A 23,779-nucleotide genomic window follows, 5' to 3' on the forward strand; every position below is an offset into this window, starting at 1 on the left:
ATTTGTTTCGAACCTTCACTATAAGTTGCAGATTGAATGACCTGTCCAATGAGATACTCACTTGGTGAGCTTTATGAATACGAAGTGCGAGCTACTGCTGCCTCTTCGACCAGGGTGGCGGGCAGTTCCTCAGGTCCGACGAGGTAGATTCTCCCCTTCCCTACTTTAGCAATCCTTCTCATCAACTCTGGATCGGCGGATCGCTGGTTGATACAGACGCAGGAAATTGTAATACCTCGGCGAGCTACCCTGGCGGCTTGCCTGAGGGCGTACTTCTGTGGGGATGGATGGGGTGCTGTTGCATCGCCATCAGATATGAGGATAATATGCTGTTTTGCTCTTCCCTTGGGGTGATGTTCCAGCAATTCACAGGCCTTCATCAAACCGTAGCCGATGTTGGTAAAAGCGTTCTCATGTAGCTCGAGTTCAATTACCCGGCGAGTCACTCTGTGAGGGCTGGCGGTTAGATTGACGACAATATCAGCCAGGTTGGAGAATGAGACCACTGCCACCCTGTCTTTATAGGCAGTCGCGGCCAGAGAAAGAGCCATCGCGCTTTGCTTGGCGAACCAAAATTTCTCGATCTGCAACATAGTGCCAGAGACATCGATCACCAAGACAATATCCATTCTAGTACGGATGTCTTTGATATTGACGATAATATCCTCTCTGGTGATGTATTGTCTTCGGTGGCGGATTGCCTCTCTCATGGTATTTCTGAAGGATATGTCGCGGTATTTGTCCCCGAAGCGATAGTGGCGCATCCCCACCACTCTGCCCTCGCCCAGGCTCAACTTCTTACCCGAGCTGTGCTTCCCATATCCATATAGATAAGCTCCCTCGTCCAACCGCGGTGTCAACTTCTCCAATAGCATGTTAATGCCACGCTGGCTGAGCATCCAGCCGCTGCTGGTGCGTTCCAGGATATCTTCCTTCTCCAGAAATTCAAGGGTTTTGGCCAGCGCTTGCTGTTCTATAATCTTGGCTATTATTTCCTTCTCTTTTCTGTATTCTTCAACTTCCTTAAGCAACTCATCATCGAGATTATCGGCTTTGTATCGTTCCGGGTAGAGCTCTGGCAAGCGACAGGCAATCTCTCTGTATAGCTGGGCCAGCTTGGAGTCAGGGAATCGTTTGATTCTCCTTAGCAGTAGATCAAAGGAGCCATATTTCAGAGGTTTCCTGAACTTATCTTCCCGGACGATCTCCTCGATCAGGGCCAGAACATCATCTTTGGTCAGGGTAGCCAGCTGTTCCCTGGCTTCATGTTTGCCGGTTACCTTCTCGACAACTTCCTCAACAATTCGCTCTCTCTTCCCGGGCAGATCGACCTCCGGGGCCAGTTTAAGGCGGTGGGGCAGCGAGACTGCTGCTGCGACAGAAAGTCTTCTATCGGCGTCCTCGTATTCCTCCAATTCAGGGAAGTGGGATAGAAGCTCAGCATTTCTAATCATGCCGCGCGTTCCTACCCCCCTTTCTACCTCGCTGTGTCTTCTTGTCTCGTTGACTATGCGAATTGCCTGCTCAAGAACTGGCTCGGCTAAGGTTTCTATATCACGGCCGATGTGGGTAAGAACAATCCTCTTTTGCTTATCAAGATCGTCAACGTAGTCAAGGTGGATAACATCAAAGTTGTCTAGCAAGTCCAGTGGTAATGACTTTAGTGCTCCCTCTCCGCCAGTGGCTACTACCAGGGTATCCAGTTTGATCTTTTGTTCCAACACGCCAATGGTTATTGTTCCATCTTGGAGCGCATACATAACTGCATTGAGCACTCGCTCAGGGATTCTATCGATGAAATCAATCAGCAATATGCCTCGATTAGCCCGCAACAGTTTTCCGGGCAGGAAAGCACGAGGAGAGCAAATACCTTCCTTGAAGGCTATTTCCGGATCAAGGTCTCCGATCAGATCTTCAACCGTTAACCCTCCGCTTCCTTGTATCTTCACCAATCTTCTAGCCGCAGGGAGGATGGTGCTGTGAAGTATTTCACCTCGCTTTTTCCTGTCTATACACCAGGGGCAGGGATCATTTTGGGGAAAACAATGTAGGGGGCAGCCCTCTACTACCTCAATATCATTCAGAATAACAGATAGACTGTTGGCTAAGCTTGTTTTACCACTTCCGGGGGGGCCAAGAATAAGCAGGTGGTGTGCACTGCAGAGGCTGCTTAACAAGGCCAGTTTCTTCGCATCTTCTATTTGAAGATCATCAAAGACTGACCGGCTAAACTGGTCAGTGCCTATTCTGTCTAAGGTGGTAAGGATTTCTTCCAGAAGCAATTTGTATATCGTCCGACTTCAACTGTAGCCCAGGATCTTCTTGCAGATTTCATCTATCGCAATGGATGCTGGAGAGTCTTTTGGGATCTCGGTCACAGGTTTGCCCTGGCCATCAAACTGTGCGACCAGCGGTTCAAAGGGAACATAGGCTGCTATCTCAAGCCCGTTTTCCTTGGCCAGTTCGTCTACGCGAGACCTGTTTTCCTCCGTCACCCTGTTGGCCACTATCAGGATGGCGCCAAACTCGATATTGAGCTCTCTTGATATCTCCACAATTCTCTTAGCAGTTTGAATGGCATTTTTTGTAGGATCAGTAACCACCAGCATGATGTCAACATCCCGGGTAGTGCGCCGACTAAGGTGCTCCAGCCCTGCGTGACAGTCGATTACAGTGAAATCATAACCCCTTGCTCTAGTGTCTATTACCTGTCGGACGACGTGGTTGACGGCGCAGTAGCATCCCTCACCTTCCGAACGCCCCATTACCAGTATGTCGAATTGAGGGAACTCCTCGATAGCTTCATGGAGGGCCAGCTCCAGGTGTTCTTGTTTGGAACTTGTCACCTTGCTACGAGCTGGTGCATTGATAATTGCCTCCCGGCTCTCTCCCACGTTCTTGGTCACTGTTACACCAAGGGCCTGGGGGAGGTTGGAATCCGGGTCGGCATCAATTGCCAGTACGCTACCGTGCTCGGATAGCTTCTTTACCAGCATGCCTGACACAAAGGTCTTCCCTACTCCGCCCTTTCCGGAGACTGCAATAGCAAGTCCTCTGCTCATGACTACTTTCCTTCCAGAACGCTATTCACCAGTTCATTGATCAGATTCAGTGGGTCATCGTAGAACTTAGACTCAGGCGATGGCTTGATTCTACTACCAAGAGAGGAAGAGGCCATATCCCGTATATCATCTATATTTGCTTCAGATCGGTTTTCCAGCTTTGCCACAGCCTGTACCTTCTCATAAAGCGAAAGTGTAGCCCTTACACTAGCGGCTTGATCCATCTCCTTTGACCAAGGCTCTTCACGTGTAGCTCGTACCAGGGTAACCACGGCATCAAGTACTTCATCCGGCACTTTTACATTATCAATCCTGAGCCCATATCGGACTACTATCTCCTTCTCTTTTTCCAGAGATTCAGGATAGCCCATCTTGACCACATCAAATCTGTCGAGAAGGACATCGGAAAGCTCCTCGACCCCAGCCCGTTCTCTTGGGTTCATAGTAGCTATCATCACAAAATCAGCCGGGTAGTCTACGTCGTAAGGCCCTATCGTCGCGATGCCCTCTTCAAGAACCTCTAATAGAGCATTTTGAAGTTTCTCTGTAACCCTGTTAAGTTCATCGAAGAAAACGATCCCTCGATTGCCCTTGAGCAATTTCCCTGGCAAGAATGCCCGATAGTCCTGAGGACCATACTTGAAAGCCTGGGTTGGATCGATATCTCCCAAAAGGTCCTCAGCAGTAAGGTCAGGAGAACCCTGCAACCTGACGAACCTTTGCTCACCAGGAATCATAGTGGACTCCAGTTTCTCACCAGTGGAAGCTTTTGCCTTGCACTGTGGGCAGACAGGCTGTTCCGGGTGGCAATGGTAAGGGCAACCCTTCACCACCTTTATGGGAGGCAAAGCTGCTGCTATATGCTTGGCGAGAGTAGTCTTGCCAACTCCAGGCGGTCCCTCAATCAGCATGTGATGGCCAGCCAGCAATGACGCAAGTATCCTCTTCTTGGCATCATCCTGGCCCACAATGACTGAAAGCATGTCATTCCCATCAGCCACAGATTTCAGGATCGCTTCTCTTAGTCCCTCAATCATCACTCCTCCTGGTTAAGAAGTATACTATACAATCTTAATCTGAACCAATCAGGAGTGATTGCTTGGTGGGGGTGGTTGCTGAGTATCAGGAGGCTTTTCTGGGTTGGTGGATGAACTGAATATTGGTGCTTTGACGCTTTGACCATGTGGATAGTGATTGCTATAATGGCCTCGTGGCACGAACAAATGGGGTCCCCGCTAAGATGTTGACGGTAGGTGAAGTCAACAGTACTTTTGCTGAAAAGGGAGTAGATATTAAGCTGCCGTTGCCCACCCACTTTTTGGTAAAGGATCTGCAGGTTCTTGAGAGAAGGAAAGTCCCGGGTGGAGTGGGGCTACTCTTGAGGGTAGAGTTCATAAATGATAATGGGGAGGAAGTTACCGATCTGTTTCACTGTGAAGGAGGGGTAAAGGTAGAGGGTAAAAGGAAGACTGAAACAGCAGAGATTCAGCAGCCACCCCTGACAGACCTGCTGCCCCTGCGCTCGAAAGAGGAATTTGAGAGTGATGATGAGGTGAAGTCCTATTTGAAAGAAGCGATCAGTCACCTGCTGCAGGATAAGGGGTACCGACTTGGTGAGCGCAACGATGTTGATTTGTATTTTGAGCGGCAGGAGCAGGGGTTCTTTGTTAGTCTGGCAGTACGGTGTGACGAGTCACTCCTTGAAAAGGCGAAGATATTAGTAGAACTAAGGCAGAGGCATGGCGTTGATAATGAGTATGGCCTGATAGTCCCAGCCTTTCAGGATTCTCTGGGGGTTCCGCTTCTAAGTCAGGAGCGCTGGATGTTGAGAAACCAGGAGTTCCTGGCAATAAATCGGATCGGGATCTATGCTGTTGATAATTGGAATCCCAATCTGCTCTATGCTTTTACTATTCACCCTTCCCCAAGAGATCTCAAGAAATACTTCATGACTACGGGACCTAAGTGGTCTCTGGTTCGTAGCCGCTATGTTCTGGGCAGATCTAAGAAGAAGGCGGCTGGTCTTGAGTCTCCATCGGATGGTTAGGGACAAAGGCAGTATGACCTGTGATAAAATGAAGTGGGAGCCTGTCAGGGATCGGTAGCAACAGTTATTGACTTTTGTTGCTTTGCCCCCTGCAGCAAAACCAGACGGAAACGGGATGTTATATTTCTTTCCTAAAATAATCTAAGGAGTATTCTCAGAAGCATGACATCTATGAAACCAGAGAGGTTGACGGAGCAAGCCCAACAGGCGCTAGATGTTTCACAGGAGCTTGTCAGGCGCTATCGACACAGCCAGTGGGATGTTGAGCATGTGTTGTTAGCCCTATTGGAGCAAGAGGACAGCCTGACAGCCAAGATAATGAAGGAGCTTGGGGTGGCTGACGGGGTAGTGAAGCAGCAGGTAGAATTGGTTTTGGAGAAGGCACCAAAGGTCACTTATGAAAGTGCTCAAATCTATAAAACCCCGCGCATCGCTCGTCTTCTGGAGTCCGCTGCGGCTGAGGCAGACAGGCTGAAGGATGAATTCGTCGGCATTGAGCATCTTCTTATTGCTATAGCCATGGAGCCAAATGGAGAAGCAGCGCGTATTCTCAGGTCGGCTGGTGTGGATCAAGAGGGTATTTATCGGGCTCTGCGTAATGTGCGGGGAAGCCACAGGGTTACTGATAGGAGAGCTGAGAGCAAGTACCGTAGCCTGGAGAAATACGGACGTGATCTGACGGAGCTGGCGAGACAGAGCAAGATAGACCCCGTAATCGGCAGGGATGACGAGATTCGCCGGGTAATGCAGATCCTATCTCGGCGCACTAAGAATAACCCCATAATCATTGGTGAAGCTGGAGTAGGTAAGACTGCTATCGCTGAAGGTCTGGCTCAGAAGATTGTTGCTGAGGATGTTCCTGATTCATTGAAGAACAAGAGGATGATTGCCTTGGATATGACCTCTCTGGTGGCTGGCAGCAAGTTTAGAGGCGAGTTTGAAGACAGGCTTAAAGCTGTGATTGACGAAGTACGCCAATCCAACGGAGAGATTATCCTTTTCATTGACGAATTTCACACTGTGGTTGGGGCTGGAGCGGCTGAGGGGGCTATAGATGCCAGTAACATACTCAAACCGGCGCTTGCCAGAGGGGAGCTTCGGTGTATAGGGGCCACTACCCTGAATGAGTATCGGGAGTATATTGAAAAGGACAAGGCTTTGGAGAGGAGGCTTCAGCCTGTATTTATCGAACAACCCAGTGTTGAGGCTACGGTAGAGATGCTTCGGGGGCTTCGACCCAGATATGAGGCGCATCACAAGATTGAGATCGCTGATTCAGCCCTTAGCGCTGCTGCCAAGTTATCGCACAGGTATATCACTGATCGGTTCTTGCCTGACAAAGCCATTGACCTTATCGATGAGGCAGCCAGCAAACTTCGCATTGACTTGGAGAGTGCGCCACCACCGGTAAAGAAACTGGAGCAGGAACTCAAGCATTTGACCAACGAGGAAGAGGCGGCATCGCAACGGCGGGACTATCAGCGTGCTGCTGAGCTTAAGTCACAAATGTTGCGACTCGATGAAGAGTACAAAGAGGCCAGGAATGCATGGCTCCAGAGCAGGAAGATTGACCGTGTCGTGGATGAAAATGACATTGCTGAACTCGTTTCTAAATGGACTGGAATACCGCTTTCTCGCATGCTGGAGAGTGAGTCAAAGAAGCTGGTCCATATGGAGGAAGATCTCCATAAGAGGATCATCAATCAGGAAAGAGCTGTGGCAGCTGTTTCGGGAGCCATTCGGCGGGCTAGAGCCGGACTAAAAGATCCGAAGAGGCCTATTGGCAGCTTTATCTTTCTCGGCCCTACAGGGGTGGGTAAGACAGAATTGGCCCGTGCTTTAGCAGAGTTTCTATTCGATGATGAAAATGCTTTGGTGCGCCTGGATATGTCAGAGTACATGGAGAAACATGCTGTCTCGAGGCTTATTGGTGCCCCACCGGGGTACGTTGGGTATGATGAGGGAGGACAACTCACTGAATTGGTACGTCGTCGTCCCTTCAGGGTTATTCTTTTTGATGAGATTGAAAAAGCTCACCCAGACGTATTCAATATAATGTTGCAGATTCTGGAGGACGGGCGATTGACTGATGGACATGGCCGAGTTGTGGATTTCAAGAATGTTGTAGTCATAATGACCAGCAACTTGGGCACACAAGAAATACAGCGTCAGAGGATTGGCTTTCGTCTGGAGAAAGAGCTTGATCAGGAACGGTTACGGCAGACAATCAGCACTGCTCTGAAGCAGACATTCCGGCCTGAACTCCTTAACAGGATAGACGAAATAATTATCTTTGATTCACTGACTGAGCAGCATCTTCAGCAAATCATTGAGCTGCTGCTAAAGGAAGTGCAGAAACGGCTTTCTGAGCACAGGATAACAGTCGAGTTGAGTGAGTCCGCCAAGGCGTGGCTTATTAAGGAGGGCTATGACCCTGTCTATGGTGCAAGACCATTGCGGCGGGCAATTCAGCATCATGTAGAAAATCCGCTTTCTAAAAGAATCCTGGATGGTGAATTTGTAGAGGGGGATGTTGTCTTGGTTGACTCTGTGCCGGATGGGCTGACGATTACGAAGAAAAGTGTTTGATGATCGATGAGGGTATTGCTGCAGCTGGTGACCCGGGCCTCTGTTAGTATTGATGGAGAAGAAGTAGCCCGGATCGGCAAGGGACTGGTGTGCCTGGTGGGTGTAGCTCAGGGAGATACGGAAAGCGATGCACGATTCTTGGCCGGGAAGGTAGTTAACCTCCGTATATTCTCAGACGAGGCAGGCAAATTCAATCTCTCACTGGTGGATGTCAATGGAGAACTGTTAGCGGTGAGCCAATTCACACTGCTAGCTGATGCTCGCAAAGGTCGACGACCCAGCTTCACTCAGGCAGCATTGCCAGTTGAGGCTGAAGCTCTATTCAACAAGTTTGTGGAACTGGCGAGGGCTACGGGCCTAAGAATAGAGACAGGGCGATTCCAGAAGCACATGCTGGTGGAAATCTACAATGACGGCCCGGTTACCATTCTCCTCGATAGCAAGTTGTGAGAAGCTATCAAGTTAGGCTAATTTGATTCCTCTGAAATATCCCCTGTGGCAGCAGCCTGTAACTGGGGCTCAGCCTGGCCCTCAAGTTCTACTGGCTTGCTCATCATTTCTTCTTGTATCTGTAGGACTTCTTCTTGCTTAGTAAGCTGACCTTGTAAGGCCTGTAAGTCTTCCGGTTTGAGACAGCGAGCGGGGATCAGTCTCCCTATAATCACGTTCTCCTTAAGCCCTAGGAGTCTATCCACCTTCCCGTTTATGGCTGCCTCTGTGAGTACTCGAGTGGTCTCCTGGAAAGAAGCCGCAGCCAGCCAGCTATCCGAATTGAGGGCAGCCTTTGTTATCCCTAAGAGGGCGGTCTGAGCTGTGGCTGGTTCGCCTGCTTCAGCTACCACTCTAGCGTTGATATCTTCAAAGGCGAAGCGATCTACCAGGTCTCCGGGAAGCAATTCAGTATCACCAGGGGAATCGACCCTTACCTTTTGTAGCATTCGGCGGCCAATAATCTCGATATGCCTATCATTGATGGTAACTCCTTGAGAGCGATAGACTTTCTGTATTTCGTCTACAAGATATCGCTGCATAGCTTCGCGTCCTTTGATACGCAGGATGTCCTGGGGATTAGCGTGGCCGTCAGTAAGGAGGTCACCGGCCTTCACATGGGAACCATTTATTATTTTAATATTTGATATAAAAGGAATGATGTATTCTTCCTCTTCCTTTTCCTCATAGCTGATGATGAGGTTGTTGCCTTCAATATTTACCTTGCCACTCACAGGAGCTAACAGGAGGGGAACTGGTGATGACACATCTGCTTCTTCTTCAGCCGAGGCTGTTGAGGATTGCTTGGCTAAAACTGTTCCTACATCTACCCATTCACCGTCGCTGACCTGCGGTTCTGTACCGGGGGGCAGAGGGTATTCGTTACGATATAACTCAGAGTTGGTAATCCTTATTTTGTAACCTTCTTCGGTGGGTAAGACCTCTGCCACACCGTCGATTTCGGAAAGGATAGCTTGCCCTTTTGGTATTCTTGATTCAAAGAGCTCCTCTACTCGTGGCAATCCGGTGGTGATATCCAAACCCAATACCCCGCCGGTGTGGAAGGTACGGAGTGTTAGCTGTGTTCCTGGCTCTCCAATACTCTGGGCGGCGATAATGCCGACTGTGGTACCCTCGTCTGCCAGGTGACCTTTGGAGAGGTCATTACCATAGCAGGACTGGCAGATGCCGACCCTTGACTGACAGCTAAGTGGCGACCTGGCGTAAACCTGACTTATTCCTGCTGAGACAATCTGCCTTGCCTTCTCCTCGGTTATTTCCTCATTTCGATCTACGATGGCCTTCCCGTCAGAGGGGTCAGTTACTGTGGCTGCGGCCAAGCGTCCTACTATGCGCTCAGAAAGATGAGGCAGGAAACTGTCTTTGGACTCTGTGCACCAAATACCAGAAGTTGTGCCACAATCCTTCTCAGTAATGATGACATCTTGAACAATGTCTACAAGGCGTCTGGTAAGGTAGCCCGCATCTGAGGTTCTCAAGGCAGTATCTGCCAGTCCCTTGCGGGCGCCATGTGTAGAGATAAAGTACTCCAGAACGGAAAGTCCTTCGTTGAAGCTGGACTTGATGGGAAACTCTATGATCTTACCCGAAGGATCTGTCATCAAGCCGCGCATGCCTGCCATCTGCCTTATCTGAGAGAGGTTGCCTTTTGCTCCCGAGGTTGCCATCATGTAGACCCCCCCGTAGCGATCCAATGATTGTGAGACAAGGTCAGTGATTTTTTCAGTGGCCTGTGTCCACTGGTCCACTGTGCCGCTATACCGTTCCTCATCAGTGATTAGTCCCCGATAGTGCTGGTCTTCTATTTGAGCAATGACCTTTTCAGCCTCCCGGAGAACCTGAGTTTTTTCTTGCGGTACCTTTACATCGTTAAGACTGATGGTGGTACCTGATTTGGTGGCATATCTGAATCCCAAATTCTTGATATTGTCAGCCATAATAGCGGTATCTACATTGCCTACTAGTTTGATGCAGTCTGCGATAAGCCGCTTCAGACGTGTCTTGTCTACTGTTTCGTTAATGAAACCAACTTCTTTGGGCATAATGCTGTTAAAGATAATCCGTCCCACGGTTGTCTTGATACGCTTTTGCTGATCATGGTCATGCATCCGTACTTCGATCTCTGCACCCAGGTCAACGATGTCCAGGTTGTAGGCCAACTCCGCTTCGCTAAAGCTACCGAAAGATTTTCCCTCCCCTTTGCCCCCTGGCTTGAGGGATGTCAGGTAATAACAACCGAGGACCATGTCAAGAGTTGGCGCTACTGCAGGTTCTCCGTTGCTAGGCAAGATCATGTTGTGGATACTGAGCATTGATTTTCTGGCCTCCATGACTGCAGCCCTTGATAAGGGAACATGTACAGCCATTTGGTCTCCATCGAAGTCCGCGTTAAAGGCAGTGCATACCAGAGGATGAAGTTGAATAGCACTGCCTTCGATTAACACAGGCTCAAATGCCTGAATGCCAAGTCGGTGCAATGTTGGAGCTCGGTTGAGCAAAACCGGCCTTTCTTTAACGACTTCTTCTAAGATACTCCAGATTTCCGGTCTTGCTCTCTCCACCATTCTCTTCGCACTCTTGATATTGGTAGCAAGACCCTGTTGTACCAGGCGAAACATGAGAAATGGTTTGAAGAGTTCCATGGCCATGCGCTTGGGCAATCCACACTGATGAAGCCCCAGTTCAGGACCCACTATTATTACTGAGCGCCCGCTATAATCGACTCTCTTGCCCAGAAGATTCTGGCGGAAACGTCCCTGTTTGCCTCGAAGCACATCTGATCGTGACTGCAAAGGTCGGTTGCCTGCACCAGTAATAGCCCTTCTTTGTCTCCCATTGTCGATAAGAGAATCCACTGCCTCTTGCAGCATCCTTTTTTCGTTGTGGATAATTATCTCGGGGGCACCTACGTCCAACAGCCTTCGAAGGCGATTATTCCGGTTGATTACCCTTCGATAAAGATCATTGAGATCGCTGGTAGCAAATCGTCTCCCATCTAGCTGTACTATGGGTCGTAAGTCAGGGGGCAGAACGGGGAGGATGGTCAAAATCATCCATTCTGGCTTGTTGCCGCTGCGACGGAAAGCTTCAACTACCTGTAATCTCTTAATGGCTTTCTTCCGTCGTTGTCCTGAGGCAGAAATGAGCTCCTGATGTAAGGCTTCATGGAGTTCTTCCAGATGAAGCTTGCGAAGGATGGTCAGGATAGCTTGAGCACCCGAATCTGCTTCGAAGAAGGTGCCGTGTTTCTTTTTGAGTTCGCGGTATTTGCCATCCGTAAGCAGTTTCAGAGGACGCAAATCCTCTATCTCTTCAATCTCTTCCTCGATTTCCTTCTCTAACCGAATCCGCTCCTCGACATTGACATCTTCCTTTTGGGATATCTGCTGGCGCTCTTCCTGCAGTTGCTGGATCAGTCTTTGTTTTGGCTCTTCGTCTACACTGGTTATGATGTACTGGGCAAAATAGATGATACGCTCTAGACTGCGTGGTGAAAGGTCAAGGAGTAATCCTATTCTGCTCGGTATCCCCTTCAGGAACCAGCTATGAGCCACCGGGGCGGCCAATTCTATATGACCCATGCGCTCCCGGCGCACCTTGGAGAGAGTAACCTCTACGCCACACCGATCACAGCGAATACCCTTGTAGCGTACCTTCTTATATTTCCCGCAGTAGCATTCGAAGTCCTTGGTGGGGCCAAAGATCCTTTCGCAAAAAAGTCCATCTCTCTCTGGTTTCAGACTACGGTAATTTATAGTCTCCGGCTTTGTTACCTCACCCCAGGACCAGCTTTTAATCTGCTCTGGTGAGGCAAGAGAGATTCGAATTCCGCTAAGGCTATCGGCACTAAACAAAGCGTTGCCTCCTTGGAAATGCAGTTTTAATTGTGCTTATGCTGTGGTCAGATCTTCTCTTCGCTGAACAAATCTACTGATAATCCTAGACTCTGTAGTTCGCGGACCAGAACGTTGAAGGATTCTGGCAGTCCTGGAGGATACACATCCTCACCCTTGGTGATAGCTTCATAGGCTTTAGCTCTTCCAGCGATATCGTCGGACTTGATGGTGAGAAGCTCTTGGAGGGTGTGGGCAGCTCCATAGGCTTCTAGTGCCCAGACCTCCATCTCGCCAAAGCGTTGTCCTCCGAATTGAGCCTTACCTCCCAATGGCTGTTGTGTGATCAGGGTGTAAGGACCTGTAGAGCGAGCATGTATTTTATCCTCCACTAGGTGGATTAGCTTCATCATATAGACATATCCCACTGTTACAGGCTGATCAAATGGCTGACCAGTGCGTCCGTCGTAAAGTATGGTTTTACCGTAGATCGGTGGAGAAACGGACCTTTCTTTAATCACCTTCTCTACTTGTTGTTGTATCTGTTTATCAGTGAGTCCTTCAGTTGAAACCTCCAGTTCTTTAAGCCAGAGGCGAAGGCATACCAGAGTAGCTTCGGAGGTGGAATCCTGGCTGAATACCTTATCGCCATCGAAGCCCTGAGTTTGAAGCCATGTTTTTGCCTTTGCAAGCCTCTCCTCGGGGTTAGAACCATCGTTGCTGGAACCAGCTTGGCGGATAATCCAAGCTCTTGCCAGTGCATTCTCAATCACCGCCGTATCAGCTCCCTCAAATACAGGGCAGTCGACCTTGAGGCCAAGCTCGTGGGCGGCCCAGCCAAGGTGGGTCTCGAAAATCTGCCCCAAATTCATTCGGGAGGGTACTCCGATAGGATTGAGGATGATATCAACGGGTGTGCCGTCGGGCAGGAAGGGCATGTCTTCTTCAGGCAGTATACGACCTATAACACCCTTATTGCCATGCCTGCCGGCCAGTTTGTCTCCCTCTGAAGCCTTCCTCTTTTGGGCAATCCATACCCTTACCAGCTTGCTGACGCCCTCCTGTAATTCATCACGGTTGGTAAAAATTCTTACCGCGATTACCAATCCCTTTTCACCGTGAGGTACCCGAAGAGAGGTGTCTTTTACTTCCCGGGCTTTCTCACCGAAGATGACTCTGAGGAGCTTCTCTTCGGCACTCAACTCGGTTTCTCCCTTGGGGGTGATCTTCCCTACCAGAATGTCTCCTGACTCAACGGTGGCACCGACTTGTATAATCCCATCGTCATCTAGCTGGCGAAGACTCTCTTCCCCCACATTGGGAATGTCTCTGGTAATTTCCTCGGCACCCAGCTTGGTCTCTCTTGCCTCAACCTCACACCGTTCAATGTGGATTGAGGTAAATTTATCGTCTTTGACCAGCTTCTCTGAGATTATAATTGCATCTTCGAAGTTGTATCCTTCCCAGCTCATGAAAGCACAAAGCAAATTTTGCCCCAGTGCCAGTATTCCATCATCAGTGGCTGAGCTGTCGGCTAGTACCTGACCTGGGTGAACCCTGGAGCCTTTGCTTACAATGGGATGTTGGTTGACACAGGTTCCTTGGTTAGTGCGCATGAATTTCGTCAGGGGATAAACATGTTCTTCGCCGCTATCACTTCTGACAACGATCTGGTTCCCGGTGGCAGAGACAACCTCACCGTCGCTGTCGGTCAGGATCAACTGCCCACTATCTCGGGCCACTTGCTGCTCTATCCCTGTTCCCACTATCGGAGACTCAGAGCAAAGCAAAGGCACTGCCTGGCGCTCCATATTGGATCCCATCAGCGCTCGGTTAGCATCATCATGTTCCAAGAAGGGAATTAGGGAGGCAGATATACCTACTATCTGTTTTGGGGAAACGTCCATAAGGTCGACGTTCTCAGGGGCCTCTGAAAAGAATCGTTCCCCTTTTCTCACCTCGATTTTGCTCTCGTTGAATTGGCCATCAGACCCGATGGGGGCATTGGCTTGCGCGATGACATAGGCCTCTTCCTTATCAGCCGGAAGGTAGACAATCTGGTCAGATACGAAAGGCAGCACCTTCACATCTCTTGGTGATAGCCGGGATATTTGCTCGGCAATCTTAGGGGTGATACGCGCTCCATTTTTAGCAATTTGATGGCCATCGTCGTCAGATATCGGCTCTCTGAGGGTCCTATTTCGCAACTCCTCTGGCGTATTTCTTACCTCTCGGACTACTTTTCGATATGGAGTCGTTATGAAACCATATTCATCAATGGAGGCGTAGGTAGCCATGGAACTTATCAGGCCGATATTTGGCCCTTCAGGTGTCTCAATAGGACAAATCCTGCCGTAGTGAGAATGGTGAACATCACGGACCTCGAAGCCAGCCCGTTCTCTTGATAGTCCTCCGGGCCCCAGTGTTGACAGACGACGTTTATGGGTTAATTCCGCCAGGGGGTTAGTCTGATCCATGAATTGACATAACTGGGAGCCACTGAAGAAGTCCCTTATTGCGGTATTTATAGGTCGGGTATTGATGAGGGCATTTGGTGTAACAGTTTCAGGGTCAACGATGGTCATGCGTTCCTTTACCATTCGCTCGAGGTTCAGAAGGGCAATATGGAACTGGTTCTGAATTAGTTCACCGACGGTGCGCAGTCTTCGATTGCTCAGATGATCAATGTCATCAGGTGCTTCCAGTCCATTGTTGACCATGATAATGTGATGTACTATGGCTACAAGGTCTTCTCGGGTGAGGGCAGAACTACTATGGTTATTCCCTGATGCCTCTTGCCCCAGCCTCTTGTTGAGCTTGTAACGGCCGACCTTGCCCAGATTATAGTGTCTGGGGTTAAAGAACAGGTTGTCCAGTAAGGTCTTGGCATTGTTGATATTAGGGAGATCTCCGGGGCGCAGACGTCTGTGGATTTCGAGTATAGCCTCAGTTTCGTTCTTGATAAAAGAGTCCTGTTTAGCGCTAGCTGCAATGAAGGAGTGGGCTGGATTTGTATCTACATCTTTGAATAGCTGGAGTAAATCCTCGGTGCCGGCATAGCCTACAGCGCGCAGGATGGTGGTGACAGGGAATCGCCTCTTACCGTTTACCTTCACCCAGATGACATCCTTGGTGGTGGTTTCAAAATCGAGCCATGATCCGTGCTCTGGTATGAGCTTTCCATAGCAGAGTTCACGCCCGCTTGCCACATCTGTCTCGCTAGTAAGGTAGAGGCCTGGCGAACGGATCAATTGGCTTACTACTACTCGCTCTGCCCCATTGATAATGAAGGTACCGTCAGGGGTCATTAATGGTAGATCAATTATGAAGATATTCTGTTCTTTAACTTCTCCTGTCCCTTTAACTACCAACTGAACCTTGGCATAGAGTGGTGTGGCATAAGTCAGGTCACGTTCCCGGCAATCCAATATCGAATTCTTTGGCGGTCCGAACTCACAGTTGAGGAAACGCAGTTCAAGCCGTGCACCAGTCAGGTCCTTGATAGTCAGGTCCTGGAAAAGCTCTCTCAGCCCCTGCTCCTGGAACCTGCGGAAGGAGTTGAACTGTATTTGGATTAGGTTGGGTATTTCTAATACGGGTGAGGTTTTGGCGAACGATTTTCTGGCGATGCTTTGTGTCTGGGAAACAATATTAGTAGAAGTCAAAGCTTGTACACACTCCTTTGCTGGCTTTAATGGGCATAGTGTGCCTCATAGTAACAAATTAAAACAAAACAGGACACACCTATACCAAGATGGAAACACTTAATGAGGAACAATATTGCATAGAACGCAAGTGCAAAAAATTAGTATAGCGCACTGTCCAATCTATGTCAAATAATTGTTGTACTCGGTGGATGTTCTACGATTATGACAGGGGTTAAGCTAAACCCTGTTTGGTTTTGAATAAATCTGCTTCTTGCTGTATGGTCTCCACCAACCATTAGTGAACTTGACCTGGGAGGGAACACTAGACAGACTTGTATCCCTTCTCTGTTGCTTGCCTATCCAGGTCTGAGGTAAGGATTCTTTCTAAGGGCAGTAATACCTCTGAACCTGTCTTCCGCAGATCGATAGCCTTGATATAGCTCTGGCACTTTTCACAGGTATATATGCGATATAGTTCATCGTCGTCAGTGAGATAGGCAAGGGCATCATGATCCTGGGTGCCGCAGCTGGAACACTGCAATCGCTGGAAAAGCCACTGTGTGTCGCAGCGAGAGCACATTAACCACCTTGCTCCCTGGTCTTTATCCAGGGAGGCGAAATCCGGGTTGCCTCCGCAAACCGGGCAGTTCTTGCGCCGCCATATTTCCTGTTTGATTAACTTCGACAATGCTTCGGAGTGAGCCATCAGGAAAGGACGGAGGGTAGCCTGAATAATATTGGACAGAAGCTTCTCGCTGATGTGATTTTGTGCAGCGATAGGTGACAATGAGTGCCCTTGATACCAATCCCTGGCCGATTGTTGGAGTAGCGGGGTGTCAGAGGCGATGTTTCCCAGGGCTTTGGTATCTCTGCGGTTATCGCTGTTGTGTTCGGTCAGGATGAGAACGGCTGCCCGGAACAGATTTTGCACTGTAGGCCAGTCTAAGGGAAGCTCTTCGAACTTCAGCAGGGGAATGCCTTGGCTTAGCTGGCTGAGAGCGGCTTCTTTGGTCAGGTCAGGCTGCTGAACAATAAGGCGAGACCTGGCCTCACTTTGAAGACGAAGCAGCTTCTCGTAGGTCTCGATAACAGGGGGCAGCGAGCCATTCCTTTGTGCCCACTTCTCAAGTCTTTGCAGGATCTTGCTATCGTCTGATCTCTCCATGGCCACTGGGTTTTCCTTTTGCCAGTCTACCAGTCTCTTGGGTTCATTTCAAAGGAATTTATATAAATGTGGTACATAGATGACTTTTGTTGAAATACTAGCATCCGTGTTGGAGATAGGGTTCAACAAAAGCAATAAAGGCCTGCGGTCTAACCACAAGCCTTCATTACTTGTCTTAGTTACTTGTCTATAGGGCCTACGATGCTCCCGGCCTCGGTTGTAGCAGCTTTATCTGGCTTGTGCTCTACGGACTCTTCATGATGCTCCGCGATGGGCAGGAAGCGGTTGGCCAGCATGAAGACGATGATGCCGCCGGAGACGAGACCTATCGAGACGGCGAACTCCTGCCAGCTAGGGAAGTAGGTGTAGCCCGGGCGTGGAGGTAGCTGTATCAGGGTAATGTTGAAGCGGTTGAACACCAATCCGCCGATCACCAGTAGCGCACTGCAGAACAAGCCTGTCCTGCTCTGTCTCACCTTGGGCATTGAGAACAAGACCATAGGGAGAATCACGCCGAGAATAACCTCAGCGAACCAGAAGACGTTGGCTGGGTACTCGTTGCCAAGGGCCTTCAACTCGTTGAAGTGTGGCCATCCGGCGAATACTATGTCTCCGACCTTCAGTGCCAGGTAGACACCCAGGATGTAAGAGACAATCTTGCCCAGGCCGCTGAGGACTTCCAGTTTCACCTGGTGGCCGAAGGCCTTGCCGCTGAGAGTGGACTCTAAGATGACCATGGCTGGCCCTACGGCTACTGCCGAGACGAAGAAAAGCAGGGGCAGGATAGGTGTGTACCACAGGTGGTTGAGTGTGTTGGAAAACAAGAGCGACATCGATCCCAGGGAATTCTGGTGACCGGTGGAGATCACGATGCCGGCGATGATCAGGGGGATCTGGATCATTCGGATGAACTTCAGGGGAATGCTCCAATTGAGCTTCTCAAAGACAGCCGGGCTTATCTCCAATGCCAACACGGCGGTGTAGAGCATCACGCACCAGCCCACTTCATATAGAGGAGAGTGGATGTTCGGGTTGAAGATCATCTTCCATATATACCAGGGTTGTCCGAGGTCGACCAGGAGGGCGAAGACAACCAGCAGATAGCCCAGGAAGGCAGTGAGGATCGCAGGCCTCACCACAGGGTGGTACTTTTCCAGGTGGAAGATGTAGACGATGGCTGCCAGGGTGAATCCGCCTGCCGCCAGAGCTACCCCGCAGTAGAGGTCAAAGCCGATCCAGATTCCCCAGCCACGGCCGTCGCTCATGTTGCTGATGAATCCGAGACCCTTGGCGTAGCGTACCACTGCCGTTGCCAGGAAGATGACCACCAGGAGGGCCAGGAAGAGGGTGCCGACGGGTAGTCTGCGTTCTTTCTGTGGTGTTGTCATCTCGTCACCCCTCCTTCTTCTCGTGCTCACCAGCGGCTATCTTCTGGCGACGTTTGGTATACCAGTAGGCGCCAGCCATAAGGACTATCACGCCCGCGGCGTAGTAAGGGAGGGCGCCCATAGCCTTGCGAGCGTTCCTGGGCACAGATTCATTTGTGACATTGGGGAAGTCCAGATCCTGGAAATCCACCGGTGAGATGTACATCCAGGAGGTACCTCCTGCCTCTTTCTCCCCATAAACGCGGTCAACGTACTTGTCCGGCGACGCCTCAATGCGGCGATGGGCCTCTTCGATGGCCTGTTGCCGTTCATCAAAAATCTCAAGAGCACCGGTCGGACAGGCCGTCACACAGGCCGGGGAAAGGCCGCCATTCTGGCGGTCAGCACAGAAGGTGCACTTGCGTATCCAGGGCGATGGCCTGTCCCATTGATACGTGGGTATTCCGAAGGGGCAGGCGACCATGCAGTACCGGCAGCCGATGCACTTGGCTTGGTTGTATAGCACTGCTCCCGTTTCCTCGTCCCTCCTCAGCGCGCCCACAATGCAGGCTGTCTCGCAAGCCGGATTCAGACAGTGCATGCACTGGATCTTGGCAAAGGCCCAGTGGAGATCGTAGCCATCGCCGATCTCCCGATAGCGCATGAAGGTGAAGGTGCGGGCGGAGAGCTGCGTCTTTCCCTCAATCCCTCCCGTGATCTCTACTCCGTTATCGGACTCCTTATCCGCTGAATTCTTATTCCAGCTCTTGCAGGCCACTGAGCAGGCCCTGCATCCTATGCACCTGTTGCCGTCGTAAAGTACAGCTTTTCCTTTCTCAGATTCAGACATTTGCCGCCTCCCTTGCCACCAGCTTCTCTATGTTGCATAGGAAACCCTTGTATTCTGGTATGGAAGTGTTGGCGTCTCCCACATGGGGGGTGAGGATGTTGCCGCTGTCGCCAGTGACAGTGCCACGTCCTGCATAGCCCCAATGCCAGGGGATGCCGATCTGGTGAATGAGATGATTTCCATCCACCACTATACCTTGGAAGCGCTTGGTGACTATGGCTACTGCTTCGATCGATCCACGGGCTGACGTAACCTTGACCCTGTCTCCGCTCTCGATCTTTGGAACAAGGGAGTCGGCCAGATCCTGACCAAGCTCCACGTACATCTTCGGCATCAGTTCCGCCAACCAGGGCAGGTTTCTGGTCATGATCCCCGTCTGCCAGTGCTCGGTGCAGCGGTAGGTAATGGCAACATGAGGAAATAGGACGACTGTGCCGCGGTCGTTCCTGAACTCTCCGATGAATGCCGCCGGGTCATATTGCTGTTTTGACATCAGATTTGTGATGGGGCTCTCCCATGGCTCGTAGACTTCCGGAATTGGGCCGTCCTTTAGAGGGGTACCTCTCTCTCCGTAACCCCATAGTTTGCCCACGCCATCAGAATTCATGATGAAGGGGAGTCTCTTTTCGCTGCCTAGTGCCTTTATGGCCTTTCCGCCGCCGTCTTCGATGTCGCTGCCGATTTCCCAGGCGCCGTTCCAGCGGAGCACGGGGCGGTTGGGATCCCATGGTTTGCCCTGCAGATCAACTGAGGCGCGGTTATAGATGATGCGGCGGTTCCTCGGCCAGCACCAGGCCCAGTTGGCATACAGCCCGATCTGTTTCTCGGATTCACCCACCACCACCACTAAGGATGTGTCCTTCCAGTCACGCTTCTTCGCCTTGTTTATGGAATCGATGCCGTTTACCACGGTGATAAGTTCAGGATGGTCTAGCTTGTCGGGATCCAAAGCCTTGTTGTACTGGCCGCAGAATAGCCAGTTGCCTGAGGAGGTCTTCCCGTCTTTTTGCAGATCGTTGAACCAGTCGATTAACTCTCCTTTGGCATAGCTGCTCCGGGCTACTGTGCCTGGTGTTATACCAGGTATGTCAAAAGGTTCCAGGGCGTAGCCGTTGATCTCCCTGGCTACGAAGTCCGCATCAGCTATGTCACCATATGGCCAGTCCAGCTCGAGGATTGGCTCAGGAGCCTTCCCACCTTCTTCTTTGTAGAGATCTTGAATCTTCTTCATGAGTTGGCTCATGATGTCCAAGTCAGGCAGGGCTTTGCCTGGCGGCAGAACTGCTCTGTAGCGCCACTGAACCCAGCGGCCGCTGTTGGAAACGCTGCCCTCCTTTTCGAAGGAGGCAGCAGCGGGCAACAGGAAGACTTCAGTATTGATATCGGCGGGCGTGACTCCGGGTCTCTTCCAGAACGTGGCAGTCTCGTTTGTCCAGACATCGCTGATTACCAGCCACTTCAGTCTTCCCAGGGCCTCACGCGCCACTTTGGAGTTGGGGCCACCCGATGCCGGGTTCTGGCCCCAGACCCAGAGCCCGTCAATCTTGTCATTACCCATTGCCTCAATCAGGCCGAGATGGGTGTAGTTGACGCCGCTGGCTTTTCCCTTGGGCAGGTAGTGGTAGCTGACTTTGGGGTCAGTGTCGGGCCACCATGCCTTGAGCAGGCTCACCATATATTTGGGGGCGTTCATCCACCAGTTCACCGTCTTTGTCCCGGCAAGCCCTGGCGGTGGATTGATAGCTTGCGGAGTAACCCTGCCAAGATAGCCTAATGGGGGAACTGCAGTCGCATCTCCCAACAATATGTCCGTATCGCTATCGTTTGACACCTTGAGATAACCGGGCAAGATGTGACTGAGTAAGCCCATGTCGGTCGAACCTTGAACGTTGGACGTGCCGCGCAGGGCGTTAATGCCGCCGCCGGCAATGCCCATGTTGCCCAAGAGGAGTTGAAGAATAGAGTATGCCCTTATGTTCTGGGTGCCAAAGGTATGCTGCGTGGCGCCCATGGCATACATAATTGTTCCCGCCATATTCTTGGCGCCGGTTTTGGCATACTCGGAGTAGACCTGCTTCAATTTGTCCGCTGGTATACCGGTAATCCGTGGAACCATCGCGTTATCGTCATCATAACTGTACCGTTTATAGTGCCTCCACAGGAGCTTGAGCACGCAATACTCGTTCAGTTCTGCCCAGGCGGTTTCCTCATCATCCGTCCTGTTTGTCCAGTCACTCCAGTCTAGTGTGAGGAGCTTTGCTTCGGCTGTGGCATTGGGCACGCTGGCATATTGCCAGGTGGCGGGGTCATATTTATTGTTAGTGCTATCCCAGCCACTGAACAGCCCATCCTCGCCAGGCAGCTTTATGCCGTTGTTGACGATATAGGCGGCATTGGTGTACTGCGAGACGTACTCGATATTGTAGTTCTGCGGGTTCTTCCGCATGTCCTCTAGGACGTAGTAGATCATACCGCCTATGAAGGCGATGTCCGTACCCGCTCTGATCCGGGCGAAGATATCAGCCTTGGAGGAAGTGCGGCTGAAGCGCGGATCGACATGGATAATCTTCGCCTTCCGTTCTTCCCTCGCTTTGAGCACCCACTTGAAGGATATGGGATGGTTCTCTGCTGCATTGGAACCGATGATCAGGACACAGTCGGCGTTCTTGATGTCAATCCAATGATTGGTCATTGCCCCTCTACCGAACGACTCTGACAGAGCCGCAACTGTAGAGGAATGTCACAACCGGGCGCAGTGTTCCAGGTACACCACACCGAGGGCTCGACTCATCTTGGCCAGGAGGTAGCATTCCTCATTGTCCAGCTCTCCGCCGCCAAGCGAACCCATTCTCTCATTGCGGTTGACGGTTTTGCCATTCGCATCGACCGCTATGAAATTGTCATCCCGGGTTTTCTTCACCCTGGCGGCAATTTCATTCAACATCCAGTCCCAGTCTTTTTCCACAAATTCGCTGCTCCCAGGGGCCCTGTACAGTGGCTTGGTCACCCTTTGATCATTGGGTTCACCGTCCACTTCATGAATCTGGTACATGGCCATACCCTTGGGACAGAGCGAACCCAGGTTGATGGGGTGGACTGGATCCCCCTCTATCTTTATGTGCTCCTTGCCTTGCTCGTCCTTCCAGGCTGCTACTATGGCCCCGCAGCCGACGGAGCAGTAACAGCAGATGGTGTGCGTTTCCTTGACTGGCGGTTTCAGCGTAAACTTTTGTGCGGCCATCGCTGGCAGCTCGGGCAGAGCACTCAAAGCCACAGCAGCAACCACGGCTGTCCCCGATAGCTTCAGGAAGTCTCTGCGGTCTAGTTCCACGTGTCGTCCTCCTTTCTACTGGGTTATAGGGTCGCAATCAAGTACCAAAAAGGGCAATTCAATATTTATCGAATTGCCCTGCCTTACCTGCTCCGGTGTTCTTATCATGTTGTCTTGGCTAGTTTTCCCATCCAGTTCCGAAGGCCACCACCTCAGATGCCTTGATCTACGCTGCTTTACACAAATACTTTGTGTGCTAACTGAATTTATAGATAAATTGTAACAGGTCGCCTTTTCGGAAGCAAACAAATCCATATTGTGCTGGATGAACTGCATTGAATGACCTTTGGGTTGCAGGCGATTTTGCGGCGGGTTTGATCACCTTGTGGAGGATGATAAGAGCGGGAAGTGCAATTTCAATGATCTGGGAATCCCTGGTCTGAATTAAAGTGTCAATCGACCCGCACTGTATTTCAGGGGGATGGTTTATTTTGTGCGTGGTCTTGTGGCGACTGTAGATACTCAGTGCCCCATATCTCTATCTGAGCACCGGGGTGTTGCTGCTGCAGAGACTGTTTAATGTTGTTGCGGTCATTCTCATTCTGGATTATTTCTACTTTGGAAACGGGTGGTGCGGTCCCCTTGCCACGTATGTGTCTCCTGACCAGATAGCCGGGCACCTGAATGTAACCCCAGTTTGCTCCGGCACCACAGCATGGCCTTTCCAGACAGGCGTAACCCAATATGTAGAGAATCTCTCGGCCGTTATAGGTTAGGACGTGTTCTTCCGTGGGGATGTAATAGCCAGCGCGGCCCTGTACGTCCTCACCTAATTCGGGATGGATAAACTCTATTACCCAAGTGTTTTTGTCCACCTTAGCCCTCCATAAATCATTAGCCTTGCATTTATTATTCGCCCTGGGCTATACTTCTACCCTTCAAATCGAGGCGTCGGCATCTCACGCCTCTTCTACTCACGAAGGGAGGCTCCCCTCATGACCCCGATCAACATCAATGCTGTTGTTGCCCAGCTCCAGGCGCTTGAACCCAGGCACCAGGAAATCATCGCCGAGCTCACAAAGGCACTCGCAGCTACCACTCAAACCAAAATTTCCATGCCCCTTCCCACATGGATCGACCCATGGTGTCAGCACCTCACCAACAAGGGCCGCAGCCCTCACACCGTTCGCAACTATGCCCAACTCACCCGCCCCTTCGTCACCGCTTTCCCGTGTCCCACGCCTATAGACCTCGACACCTGGCTGACACTCCGACGCAATAAGGTCTCTCCATCCACACTCTGCAACTTCGCCGCCGGACTCCGCAATTTCTTTGGCTACCTGGCCGAGAGAGGAATACCAGCCATGACACCCAAAGACGTGCCCGTTATCACCGCCATCAGGAAACGACGCAAAGCGCCACCGCCAGAGGACGTCGC

At 50.8% G+C, this 23,779-nt stretch carries 13 protein-coding genes and 1 pseudogene; 4 read left to right on the forward strand and 10 right to left on the reverse strand.

Features of this window, described 5'->3' with window-relative positions:
* Positions 1-71: 71 nt before the first annotated feature.
* The 3 genes from NTZ04_07735 to NTZ04_07745 form a co-directional block, all read right to left on the reverse strand.
* Positions 72-1,949, reverse strand: coding sequence for a VWA domain-containing protein (locus tag NTZ04_07735; protein MCX5992194.1), 1,878 nt, complete (start codon positions 1,947-1,949; stop codon positions 72-74).
* Between the two features lie 351 nt (positions 1,950-2,300).
* A complete protein-coding gene (locus NTZ04_07740) occupies positions 2,301-3,062 on the reverse strand; it encodes an AAA family ATPase (protein ID MCX5992195.1) in 762 nt (253 codons plus the stop codon).
* 2 nt (positions 3,063-3,064) lie between these two features.
* Positions 3,065-4,099, reverse strand: a complete 1,035-nt coding sequence (locus tag NTZ04_07745; GenBank protein MCX5992196.1) for an AAA family ATPase — start codon at positions 4,097-4,099, stop codon at positions 3,065-3,067.
* Between the two features lie 203 nt (positions 4,100-4,302).
* On the opposite strand from NTZ04_07745, the gene NTZ04_07750 reads away from it, so the two are divergent.
* The 3 genes from NTZ04_07750 to dtd all read left to right on the forward strand — a co-directional run bounded on the left by NTZ04_07750 (position 4,303) and on the right by dtd (position 8,148).
* Positions 4,303-5,109, forward strand: a complete 807-nt coding sequence (locus NTZ04_07750; GenBank protein MCX5992197.1) for a hypothetical protein — start codon at positions 4,303-4,305, stop codon at positions 5,107-5,109.
* A gap of 171 nt (positions 5,110-5,280) precedes the next feature.
* Positions 5,281-7,698, forward strand: coding sequence for an AAA family ATPase (locus NTZ04_07755; GenBank protein MCX5992198.1), 2,418 nt, complete (start codon positions 5,281-5,283; stop codon positions 7,696-7,698).
* A 6-nt stretch (positions 7,699-7,704) separates the two neighbouring features.
* The gene (gene dtd, locus NTZ04_07760; GenBank protein ID MCX5992199.1) at positions 7,705-8,148 is read left to right on the forward strand and encodes a D-aminoacyl-tRNA deacylase; all 444 of its coding nucleotides are present in this window, start codon (positions 7,705-7,707) and stop codon (positions 8,146-8,148) included.
* Positions 8,149-8,165: 17 nt separating this feature from the next.
* On the opposite strand, the gene rpoC is transcribed toward dtd, so the two are convergent.
* From rpoC to NTZ04_07795, 7 genes and pseudogenes are all read right to left on the reverse strand, one after another.
* Positions 8,166-12,062, reverse strand: a complete 3,897-nt coding sequence (rpoC, locus tag NTZ04_07765; protein MCX5992200.1) for a DNA-directed RNA polymerase subunit beta' — start codon at positions 12,060-12,062, stop codon at positions 8,166-8,168.
* 50 nt (positions 12,063-12,112) lie between these two features.
* Positions 12,113-15,706, reverse strand: a pseudogene (locus tag NTZ04_07770) (DNA-directed RNA polymerase subunit beta).
* A 304-nt stretch (positions 15,707-16,010) separates the two neighbouring features.
* On the reverse strand, positions 16,011-16,853 hold the full coding sequence (locus NTZ04_07775) for a formate dehydrogenase accessory protein FdhE (GenBank protein MCX5992201.1): 843 nt from the start codon (positions 16,851-16,853) through the stop codon (positions 16,011-16,013).
* A 179-nt stretch (positions 16,854-17,032) separates the two neighbouring features.
* Positions 17,033-18,241 (reverse strand): Ni/Fe-hydrogenase cytochrome b subunit, encoded by a 1,209-nt coding sequence (gene hybB / locus NTZ04_07780; GenBank protein MCX5992202.1) that lies wholly within the window; start codon positions 18,239-18,241, stop codon positions 17,033-17,035.
* 4 nt (positions 18,242-18,245) lie between these two features.
* Complete coding sequence (locus NTZ04_07785; GenBank protein ID MCX5992203.1) at positions 18,246-19,070, reverse strand: 4Fe-4S dicluster domain-containing protein; 825 nt, start codon at positions 19,068-19,070, stop codon at positions 18,246-18,248.
* Complete coding sequence (fdnG, locus tag NTZ04_07790) at positions 19,063-22,401, reverse strand: formate dehydrogenase-N subunit alpha (protein MCX5992204.1); 3,339 nt, start codon at positions 22,399-22,401, stop codon at positions 19,063-19,065. Before fdnG ends, NTZ04_07785 begins: the two co-directional genes overlap by 8 nt.
* A 413-nt stretch (positions 22,402-22,814) precedes the next feature.
* Positions 22,815-23,216, reverse strand: a complete 402-nt coding sequence (locus tag NTZ04_07795) for a hypothetical protein (protein ID MCX5992205.1) — start codon at positions 23,214-23,216, stop codon at positions 22,815-22,817.
* 120 nt (positions 23,217-23,336) lie between these two features.
* Between NTZ04_07795 and NTZ04_07800 the strand changes: the two genes are divergently transcribed.
* Positions 23,337-23,779: site-specific integrase (locus tag NTZ04_07800; GenBank protein ID MCX5992206.1), on the forward strand; the 443-nt coding region annotated here is incomplete at its 3' end.

It is taken from the genome of Chloroflexota bacterium, from assembly GCA_026389585.1.
Lineage (GTDB): Bacteria > Chloroflexota > Dehalococcoidia > UBA2247 > RBG-13-53-26 > JAPLHP01.

Excerpts from the sequence above, each read along its gene's own strand:
- NTZ04_07740 (MCX5992195.1), bottom strand. The coding sequence starts at position 3,062 with ATGAGCAGAGGACTTGCTATTGCAGTCTCCGGAAAGGGCGGAGTAGGG.
- NTZ04_07745 (MCX5992196.1), bottom strand. The coding sequence starts at position 4,099 with ATGATTGAGGGACTAAGAGAAGCGATCCTGAAATCTGTGGCTGATGGG.
- NTZ04_07750 (MCX5992197.1), top strand. The coding sequence starts at position 4,303 with ATGTTGACGGTAGGTGAAGTCAACAGTACTTTTGCTGAAAAGGGAGTA.
- NTZ04_07755 (MCX5992198.1), top strand. The coding sequence starts at position 5,281 with ATGAAACCAGAGAGGTTGACGGAGCAAGCCCAACAGGCGCTAGATGTT.
- dtd (MCX5992199.1), top strand. The coding sequence starts at position 7,705 with ATGAGGGTATTGCTGCAGCTGGTGACCCGGGCCTCTGTTAGTATTGAT.
- NTZ04_07775 (MCX5992201.1), bottom strand. The coding sequence starts at position 16,853 with ATGGAGAGATCAGACGATAGCAAGATCCTGCAAAGACTTGAGAAGTGG.
- hybB (MCX5992202.1), bottom strand. The coding sequence starts at position 18,241 with ATGACAACACCACAGAAAGAACGCAGACTACCCGTCGGCACCCTCTTC.
- NTZ04_07785 (MCX5992203.1), bottom strand. The coding sequence starts at position 19,070 with ATGTCTGAATCTGAGAAAGGAAAAGCTGTACTTTACGACGGCAACAGG.